A 10,514-nucleotide genomic window follows, 5' to 3' on the forward strand; every position below is an offset into this window, starting at 1 on the left:
CCAGCGGGCGACGTGGCCGCCGAGCGCGCCGGTGCCGCCGGTGACCAGGACGGTGCCGCGCGGGGTGTAGGCGCGGCGGGCGGGTGTGCTCCCGGCCGGGACGAGCCGGCGGCCGTAGAGGCCGGAGGCCCGTACGGCGATCTGGTCCTCCCCCGCCGTCCCGGCCAGGGCGGCCACCAGCCGCTGCCCGGCGCGGGCGTCGGCCACGGCCGGCAGGTCCACCGACCCGCCCCACAGCGTCGGGTGTTCCAGGGCGATTCCGCGCCCCAGACCCCACACCTGCGCCCCGGCCGGGCCGGGCCGCTCGCCGGGCGCGACGGCCACGGCGCCCCGGGTCAGCGCCCACACCTTCGCGGTGCCGCCCCAGTCGGCGACGGCCTGGGCGAGCACGGTGGTGCCGACGGCGGCCAGCGGCAGCTCCGGATGGTCCGGGTGGGGGCGTTCGTCGGTGCCGAGGAGGCAGAGGATGCCGGTGAGGTTCTCGTACGACGCCAGCCGCGCGGCCAGCGTTTCACGGCTGGCGTCGGCCGCATCGAGGGTCAGGCGGTCGGTGCGGGCGCCGTGACCGGTGAGCGCGGCCTCCACGGCCTCCGCGGTGCCGTCGTCCGGAGTGTCCGGAGTGTCCGGAGTGTCCGGGAGGACGAGGAGCCAGCGGCCGTCGAGGACCGGGGTGCCGGTCTCGGCCAGGTGCTGCCAGGTGACGCGGTAGCGCCAGGTGTCGGTGCCGGTGGGGGCGGTGTTGGCGGGGGCGGAGGGTTCGAGCCAGTAGTGCTGGTGCTGGAAGGGGTAGGTGGGCAGGTCGACTTGACGGGCGCCGGTGCCGTCGAACAGGGCCGCCCAGTCGATGTCGGTGCCGCGGACGAACAGTTCGGCGGCGGAGGTCAGGAACCGCTCCAGGCCGCCGTCGCTGCGGCGCAGGGTGCCGGTGACCAGCGCGTCGGCGGCGCTCTCCTCGATGCCCATGGTCAGCACCGGGTGGGCGCTGGACTCCACGAACGTGCCGAAGCCCTTGCCCAGCAGCAGCCGGATCGTCTCCTCGAAGCGGACCGGGTGGCGCAGGTTGCGATACCAGTACCCGGCATCCAGGGCATCTTCGAGCTCACCGGTGACCGTGGAATGGAACGGGATCCGCGGACGCAGCGGGGTGACCGGGGCCAGCACGTCCAGAAGTTCGGCCTCGATGCGTTCCACGTGGGCGGAGTGGGAGGCGTAGTCGACCGGGACCTGACGGGCCCTTATGCCCTCCTCCTGCGCGGCGGCCACGAACGCCACGATCGCGTCCGCATCCCCCGAGACGACCGTGCTGGAGGGGCCGTTGACGGCCGCAACACCCAGACCGGTGCACGCCTGAAGCCGCTCCTCCACCTGAGACACGGGCAGCGGAATGGACGCCATGCCGCCCAGCCCGGCCAGCTCCCGCCCGATCACCGCCGCCCGCAGCGCGACCACCCGGGCCGCATCCTCCAACGACAGCGCACCCGACACAGCCGCCGCGGCGATCTCGCCCTGCGAATGCCCCACCACCGCATCCGGCACCACGCCCAGCGAGCGCCACAGCTCCGCCAGGGACACCATCACCGCCCAGGTCACCGGCTGGACCACCTCCACCCGGTCCAACTCGTAGCCCTCACGCACCACTTCCACCACGTCGAAGCCGACGAACGGGGCGAGCGCGTCGGCGCACTGGCGCAGCCGCGCCGCGAACACCGGCGCCGACTCCAGCAGCCCCGCCCCCATCCCGGCCCACTGCGTCCCCTGCCCCGGAAACACCAGCACCCGCCGGCCGACCGGAGCAGCCACCCCCTCGACGACGTCATCGCCGAGCACCACCCGCCGGTGCTCGAACACCGACCGCGAGGACGCCAGGCTGAACCCCACGTCCAGCAGCCGGGGTTCGCGGTGTTCCCGTATGCGTGCGGTCTGTGTGTTCAGGGCCTTCGTCGAGCGGGCGGACACCACCAGCGGAACCACGGGCAGTTCACGCGTCACCTGGCGCTCGGCGTGGTCCTCGAGCGGTGCCTGTTCCAGGATCACGTGCGCGTTCGTCCCGCTCACCCCGAACGAGGACACGCCCGCCCGGCGGGGGCGCCCCGTCTCGGGCCAGTCCTGGCGGGCGGTCAGCAGCGAGACGGCGCCCGAGGCCCAGTTCACCTCCGCGGAGGGGGCGTCGATGTGCAGGGTCTTGGGCAGGACGCCGGCCCGCAGGGCCAGCACCGTCTTGATGACGCCGGCCACGCCGGCGGCGGCCTGGGTGTGGCCGATGTTGGACTTCAGCGAGCCGAGCCACAGCGGCCGTTCGGCGGTGTGTGCGCTGCCGTAGGTGTCCATGAGGGCGTGCGCCTCGATCGGATCGCCCAGCCGCGTCCCGGTCCCGTGTGCCTCGACGGCGTCCACGTCGGCCGCGGTGATGCGGGCGTCGGCGAGCGCCTGGCGGATGACGCGCTGCTGGGCGGCGCCGCTGGGGGCGGTGAGGCCGTTGGACGCGCCGTCCTGGTTGACGGCGGAGCCGCGGATGACGGCGAGCACGCGGTGGCCCTTGCGTTCGGCGTCACCGAGGCGTTCGACGGCGATGATGCCGGCGCCTTCGCCGGGGCCGAAGCCGTCCGCGGCCTCGGCGAAGGCCTTGCAGCGGCCGTCGGCGGCCAGCCCCCGCTGGCGGGCGAACTGGACGAAGACGGCCGGGGTGGACATGACGGTGACGCCGCCGGTCAGGGCGAGGTCGCACTCCCCCGCCCGCAGGGAGCGGGCCGCCTGGTGGAGGGCGACCAGGGAGGAGGAGCAGGCCGTGTCGACGGTGACGGAGGGGCCTTCGAGGCCGAGTGTGTAGGAGATGCGGCCGGCGGTGAAGCTGACGACGCTGCCGGTGAGCAGGTCGCCCTCCAGCTGGGCGGAGGGCGCGTGGACGCCCGAGGTGTAGCCGCCGTCCCAGGCGCCGACGAAGACGCCGGTGCGGGAGCCGTGCAGGGAGCGGGGGTCGAGGCCGGCCCGTTCCAGGGCCTCCCAGGAGGTTTCCAGCAGCAGCCGCTGCTGGGGGTCCATCGCGACCGCCTCGCGCGGGGAGATGCCGAAGAACGCCGGGTCGAAGGCGCCCGCGGCCTGCAGGAAGCCGCCTTCGCGGCAGTAGCTGCGGCCGGCCGCGTCGGGGTCGGGGTCGTAGAGGCCCGCCACGTCCCAGCCGCGGTCGGCGGGCAGCGGGGACACGGCGTCGGTGCCGGATTCCACCAGCTCCCAGAGGTCTTCCGGGGAGTTGACGCCTCCGGGGAAGCGGCAGGCCATGCCGACGATGGCGAGGGGCTCGTGGGCCCGTGCCTGCAGTTCTTTGAGGCGCTCGCTGGTGCGGTGCAGTTCGGTCGTCGCCCGCTTCAGGTAGGCGCGGAGCTTGTCTTCGTGTCCCATGTCTGGTCACCCGTCACGTGCTGGGCGGTCTTTTAGAACCGCTCGTCGATGAATGCGAAGATCTCGTCGTCGTCGGCGTCCTCGAGGGACTCGGTCACCGCGGCGCCGTCGACCGTGCCGGTGGTGTCGCCGAGGCCGTTCCACAGGCCGGCGAGGGCGGCGAGGCGGCCCGCGATCTCCTGGTGCGCGGTGTCGTCGGGGGTGTCGGTGCCGTCGGCGAGGGCGCCGAACAGGGCTTCCAGGCGGTCGAGTTCGGCCAGCACGGAGCTGCCGCGCAGGTCGGCGGCGGAAGTGGCCGTAGCGCTGTCGGGGATCAGTTGGCGGCGCAGGTGCGCGGCGAGCGCGGTCGGGGTCGGGTGGTCGAAGACGAGGGTGGCGGCCAGCCGCAGTCCGGTGGCGGCGGCCAGCCGGTTGCGCATCTCGACGGCGGTGAGGGAGTCGAAGCCGAGTTCCTTGAAGGCGCGGTCGGCGACGATGCTGTCGGCGCCGCCGTGGCCGAGGACGGCGGCGGCGTGGGCGCGGACGGCGTCGAGGACGAGTTGCTGCTGTTCCTCGGCGGGCAGGCCGGCGAGCCGGTCGGCGAGGGTGTCGGCCGGTGCGGCCGGCCGGCCGGGGCTGTCGGCCGGTGCGGTGTCGCCGATGAGGGTGCTGAGGAAGGCGGGGACGGCTCCGGCGGTGCGCAGGGCCGCGTGGTGGAGCCGGATCGGTACCTGCAGGGGGGTGTCGACGCTCTGGGCGGCGTCGAACAGGGCCAGGCCCTCGGTGTCGGTGAGGGGCAGGACGCCGCCGCGGGCGAGCCGCCGGTGCATGCCGCTCTGGTCGAGGTGTCCGGCCATGCGGCTGTCGGTGGACCACAGGCCCCAGGCGAGGGAGGTGGCGGGCAGGCCGAGGGAGCGCCGGTAGCCGGCGAAGGCGTCGAGGAAGGCGTTGGCGGCCGCGTAGCCGCCCTGGCCGGGGCTGCCGAACAGCGCCGAGGAGGACGAGTAGAGGACGAACGCCGACAGGTCGAGGTCGCGGGTGAGGTCGTGCAGGTTGAGGACGGCGTCGACCTTGGGGTGCAGGACGGTGTCGAGGCCGTCGGGGGTGAGGGTGGGCAGGGTGCCGTCGGCGAGGACGCCGGCGGTGTGGACGACGGCGGTCAGCGGCCGGTCGGCGGGGATGTCGGCGATCAGTGCGGCCAGCTGTGCGCGGTCGCCCGCGTCGCAGGCCCGTACGGTGATCTCGGCGCCGTGTGCGGTGAGTTCGGCGGCGAGGGCGGCGGCGCCCTCGGCGGCCATGCCGCTGCGGCCGGCGAGCACGAGGTGGCGTACGCCGTGGGCGGTGACCAGGTGGCGGGCGACGGCGCTGCCGAGGCTGCCGGTGCCGCCGGTGATCAGGACGGTGCCGTACGGTCCGAAGGACGGCGGCATGGTCAGCACGAGCTTGCCGGTGTGCTTGGCCTGGCTGAGGGTGCGGAAGGCCTCGCGGGCGCCGCGGATCTCGTGGGTGGTGTGCGGCAGCGGCCTCAGGGCGCCGGAGGCGAACAGGGCGAGGAGTTCGCCGAGCATCTCGCCGACGGTGTCCGGGCCGGCCTGGACGAGGTCGAAGGCCTGGTAGCGGGTGCCGGGATGCTCGGCGGCGATGCGCCGGGGGTCGCGGACGTCGGCCTTGCCCAGTTCCAGGAAGTGGCCGCCGCGGGGCAGCAGGCTCAGTGAGGCGTCGACGAAGTCGCCGGTGAGGGAGTTGAGGACGATGTCCACGCCCCGGCCGCCGGTCGCGGTGAGGAATGCGTCGGCGAAGTCGGTGGTGCGGGAGTTGGCCAGGTGGGTCTCGGTCAGGCCGAGGCGGCGCAGGGTGTCCCATTTGCCGGTGCCGGCCGTGGCGTACACGGTCAGGCCGAGGTGGCGGGCGAGTTGGAGGGCGGCCATGCCGACGCCGCCGGCCGCGGCGTGGATGAGCAGCGACTGGCCGGGGTGGGCCTTTGCCAGGCGGGTGAGCGCGTACTGGGCGGTGAGGAACACGGCGGGCACGGAGGCCGCTTCGGCCCAGGTCCAGCCGTTGGGGATCGGGGCGAGCATGCGGTGGTCGGCGATCGCGTAGGGGCCGAATCCGCCGGTCCACATGCCCAGGACCCGGTCGCCGGGGGCGAGGGTGGTGACGCCGGGGCCGACCTCGGTGACGATGCCCGCGCCCTCGGCGCCCATGACGCCCTCGCCCGGGTACATGCCCAGTGCGATGAGAGTGTCGCGGAAGTTGAGGCCGGCGGCGCGTACGGCGATGCGGACCTGGCCCTCCTGCAGGGCGGCCAGGGTGTCGGGGGCCGGGGCGAGGGTCAGGCCGTCGAGGGTGCCGGTGCCGCTGGTGGCGAGCCGCCAGGCGGGGGTGTCGGTGGGTGGCACGAGCAGGTCGCCGCGTGCGGTGCCGGTCTCGGTCCGGGCCAGCCGGGGGACGCGGACGGCGCCGCCGCGGACGGCGAGCTGGGGTTCGCCGCAGGCGAGCGCGGCGGCCATGGCGGTGCCGCCCGCGGCGGAGCCGTCGGTGTCGAGCAGGACGAAGCGGCCGGGCTCCTCGGACTGGGCGGAGCGGATCAGGCCCCACACGGTGGCCGCGGCGGGGTCGGTGACCTGCTCGTCGTCCGCGGCGGCGACGGCGCCGCGGGTGACCAGGGCGAGCGTGGTGCCGGCGAGTTTCGCTCCGGCGGCCAGCCAGCTCTGGGCGAGGTCCAGGGCCCGGTGCGCGGTGGCGTGGGCGGCGGCCGCGTCGGGGACGGGGTGGCGCGGGAAGGACACGGCGACGGTGTCGGGTGCCGGGCCGCTGTCCAGGGCGGCCAGCAGCGCGGGCAGGTCGGGGTAGAAGTCGCAGGCGCCGCCGGCGCTCTCCAGGGCGGCGACGACCTTGGCGTGGTCCTCGCCGACGACGGCGAGGCGGCGCACCGGCAAGGTGGTGGACAGCGGCAGCTGCGGCCAGTCGACCTCGTACAGGGCGCCGTTGAGTTTGGCGCGGCCGGCGGCGTCGGCGACGGCGAGCTGGTCGCCCTGGACGGGGCGGACGACGAGTTCGTCGATGTCGAGGACCCGATGCCCGTCCGGGTCGGTGCAGCGCAGCCGGACCGTGTCGGCGCCGAGCGGGGAGAGGGTGACGCGCAGCCGGTCGGCGCCCTCGGCGTACAGGCGTACGCCGCGCACGGCGAACGGCATGCGGGCCTGTCCGTCGTCGGGGAAGAACGTGCCCAGGCTCATGGCCTGCAGGGCGGCGTCCAGGAGGGCCGGGTGCAGGCCGAAGCCGTCGGCCCCCTCGCCCACCTGCGGGGGCAGGGCGACCTCGGCGTGCACGTCGGTGTCGCCCCGCCAGCCGGCGCGCAAGCCGCGGAAGAGGGGGCCGTAGTCGTAGCCGCGGGCGCTGAACTCCTCGTAGAAGGCGCCGGATTCGACGGGAACGGCGCCGGCCGGCGGCCATACGGCGGGTGCGGGGTGGGGCGGGCCGGTGTCCTGGGCGGGGGCGGCGAGGGCTTCGGCGTGCCGGCGCCAGGGGGAGCCGGGGGCGGCGTCCGCCTCGCGGGAGTGGACGGTGAGGGTGCGCCGGCCGTCGTCGTCGGCGGCGGCGACCATCAGCCGCAGTTCGAGGGCTCCGTTGTCGGGCAGGACGACGGGGGCCTGCAGGGTCAGCTCGTCGATGCGGGGGCAGCCGGCCCGGCGGCCGGCCCACAGGGCGAGGTCGATGAGGGCGGCGCCGGGCAGCAGGGCGGTGCCCATGAGGGCGTGCTCGGCCAGCCAGGGCTGGGTGTCGGCGCCGAGGTGGGCGGTGTAGACGACGGCGCCGGACTCGGGGAGTTCGACCTCGCCGCCGAGCAGCGGGTGGGCGGCCTGGCTGAGGCCGATCGCAAAGGCGTCGGCGCGGCGGGCGGGCGCGCTGTACCAGTAGCGCTCGCGCTGGAAGGGGTAGGTGGGCAGGTCGACGCGGCGGGAGGCGGCGCCGAACAGGGCGTCGGCGTCGATCTCGACGCCGCTGATGTGGGCCATGCCGAGCGCGGCGCCGAACCAGCGCGGTCCGCCCTTGTCGCGGCGCAGGGTGCCGAGCACGGCGGCGTGGCCTGCGGCGTCGGCGACGGTCTCGTGGAGCGAGACGGCGAGCATGGGGTGCGGGCTGGGTTCGAGGAAGACGTCGTGGCCGTCGGCGACCAGCGCGCGGGTGGCCTGCTCGAACTCGACCGGCTCGCGCATGTTGCGGTACCAGTACGCGCTGTCCAGGGCGCTGGTGTCGAGGAGGCCGCCGGTGACGGTGGAGTAGAAGGGGATCTCGCCGGTGCGCGGGGCCACGGGGGCGAGGACCTCCATGAGGTGGTCCTTGAGCGCGTCGACCTGGGCGGAGTGCCCGGCGGTGTCGACGCCGGGGATGGGCCGGGCCTGCACCCCGTCGGCGGTGAGTTCGTCGAGGAGTTCGCGCAGGGCGGCCGGTTCGCCGGCGACGGCGGCGGTGGAGGGGCTGTTGACGGCGGCCACCGAGAGCCGGTCGCCGAACCGCTCCAGGCGGGTGCGCAGGGCGTCGGCGGGCAGGGTGACGGCGATCATGCCGCCCTGGCCGGCCAGGGTCAGCCAGGCCTGGCTGCGCAGGGAGACGATGCGGGCCGCGTCGTCGAGGGACAGCCCGCCGGCGACATGAGCGGCGGCGATCTCGCCCTGGGAGTGGCCGACGACGGCCGCGGGGTGGACGCCGAGGGAGCGCCAGGCCGCGGCGAGCGACACCATCATGGTGAACAGCACCGGCTGGACGACGTCGACGCGGCTGAGCGACGGCGCGCCCGGCACCTGCCGCAGCACGTCCATGACGGACCAGTCGAGGTAGGCGCGCAGCGCGCGGTCGCAGTCGAGGGCGCTGTCGCGGAAGGCGGCGGACCGCTCCAGCAGCCCTTCGGCCATGGCCGGCCACTGGGAGCCCTGGCCGGGGAAGACGAACGCGACCCTCTCGCCGGGGCCCGCGGTGCCGCGCAGCACGGCCAGGTGCGGCCGGTCCTGGGCGAGGGAGTTGAGGGCGTCGAGGAGTTCCTCGCGGCTCTCGCCGATGACGGCGGCCCGGTGCTCGAACCGGGAGCGTGCCGTCATCAGGGTGTAGCCGGCGTCGGCCGGGTGGATGCCGGGGTGTTCGACGAGGCCGGCCCGCAGCCGGGCCGCCTGGGCGCGCAGGGCCGCCTCGGAGCGGGCGGACAGCAGCAGCGGGACGGTGACCTCCTCCCACCAGTCGGGATCCGGTGCGGGCGTGGGGGTGTCGGCCGGCTGCTCGGCGCGGGGGGACTCTTCGAGGATGACGTGCGCGTTGGTGCCGCTGATGCCGAAGGCGGAGACGGCGGCGCGGCGCGGGGTGTCGCCTGCGGGCCAGGCGACGTCCTCGGTGAGCAGGGACACCGTGCCCGCGGACCAGTCCACCCGTGGGGTGGGTGCGTCGACGTGCAGGGTGCGCGGCAGGGTGCCCGCGCGCAGCGCCAGCACCATCTTGATGACGCCGGCCACGCCGGCGGCGGCCTGGGTGTGGCCGATGTTGGACTTCACCGAGCCGAGCCACAACGGCTGTTCGCGGTCGGTGCCGTAGGTGGCGAGGACGGCCTGGGCCTCGATCGGGTCGCCGAGTTCGGTGCCGGTGCCGTGCGCCTCCACCGCGTCCACGTCGGCGGGGGTGAGGCCGGCGTCGGCCAGGGCCTGGCGGATGACCCGCTGCTGGGACGGGCCGTTGGGGGCTGTGAGGCCGTTGGACGCGCCGTCCTGGTTGACGGCGGAGCCGCGGATGACGGCGAGGACGGGGTGTTTGTTGCGGCGGGCGTCGGACAGCCGCTCCAGGAGCAGCATGCCGGCGCCCTCGCCCAGGGCGACGCCGTCGGCGGAGGCGGCGAAGGCGCGGGAGCGGCCGGTGGGCGACATGACGCGCTGGCGGGAGAACTCCACCAGCATCTCCGGGGTGGACATGACGGTCGCGCCGCCGACCAGGGCCAGGCCGCACTCGCCGCGGCGCAGCGACTGCACGGCCAGGTGCAGGGCGACCAGGGAGGCCGAGCAGGCGGTGTCGACGGTGACGGCGGGGCCTTCGAGTCCGAAGACGTAGGAGAGGCGGCCGGACATGACGCTGGCGGAGTTGCCGGTGCCGAGGTAGCCGTCGAAGTCCTCCTCGCCGCCCTGCAGCAGCGGCATGTAGTGCTGGCCGTTGGTGCCGACGAACACGCCGGTGCGGCTGCCGCGCAGGATGGTCGGGTCGAACCCGGCGCGCTCGCACGCCTCCCACGCGGTCTCCAGCAGCAGGCGCTGCTGCGGGTCCATGGCCAGGGCCTCGCGCGGGCTGATGCCGAAGAACTCGGGGTCGAAGTCGGGGGCCTCGTGCAGGAACCCGCCTTCGCGGACGTAGGTGCGTCCCTTGGCGTCGGGGTCCGGGTCGTAGAGGCCCGCCACGTCCCAGCCGCGGTTGGTGGGGAAGGCGGTGATGGCGTCGCCGCCTTCGGTCACCAGCTGCCACAGCTCGTCGGGGGTGCTGATGCCGCCGGGGAAACGGCAGGCCATGGAGACGATCGCGAGGGGCTCGGCGTCGCCGCCGGCCGGGGTGGTGGCGAACGCGTCCGCGGCGGGCGCCTGTTCGGCGCCGCCCGCCAGTTCGTCCAGGTGGCGGGCGACGGCGGTGGCGGTGGGGTGGTCGAAGACCAGGGAGGGGGCCAGGTCGAGCCCGGTGGCCGCGCGCAGCCGGTCGCGCAGTTCGACGGCGGTCACCGAGCTGAGGCCCAGTTCCCGAAACGCCCGGTCGGGGGCGATGCCGTCGGGTGTGTGGCCGAGGACGGCGGCGACGTGTGTGCGGACCAGCCGCAGCAGCTCGCGCTGCCGCTCCTGGTCGGACGTGCCGCGCAGGCCGGCGGCGAGCCCGGTCGCGGGCCGCTGCTCGGCGGCGGCCCGTTCGGCGGCCCGCGCCTGCTGGACGGCGGGCAGGTCGTCCAGCAGCGCCGAGGGGCGGGCGGCCGTGTAGGCGGGGGCGAACCGGGTCCAGTCGACGTCGGCGACGGCGACGGCGCTCTCGCCGCGGGCGACGATCCCCTCCAGGGTGTCCAGGGCGCGCTCGGGGTCGAGGAAGGTCAGGCCGGCGCGGCGCAGTTGTTCGGCGGCCGGGCCGGC

Annotated in this window: 2 protein-coding genes; both read right to left on the bottom strand. The window is 75.3% G+C overall.

What is annotated here, in order from left to right; all coding sequences use genetic code 11:
• Positions 1-3,396 (bottom strand): beta-ketoacyl synthase N-terminal-like domain-containing protein (locus AB0I98_RS48790; protein ID WP_362952825.1); only part of this gene is annotated, 3,396 nt, incomplete at its 3' end.
• Between the two features lie 32 nt (positions 3,397-3,428).
• Positions 3,429-10,514 (bottom strand): SDR family NAD(P)-dependent oxidoreductase (locus tag AB0I98_RS48795; protein WP_362952827.1); only part of this gene is annotated, 7,086 nt, incomplete at its 5' end.

Origin of the sequence: Streptomyces sp. NPDC050211 (assembly GCF_040656035.1) — a bacterium.
Lineage (GTDB): Bacteria > Actinomycetota > Actinomycetes > Streptomycetales > Streptomycetaceae > Streptomyces.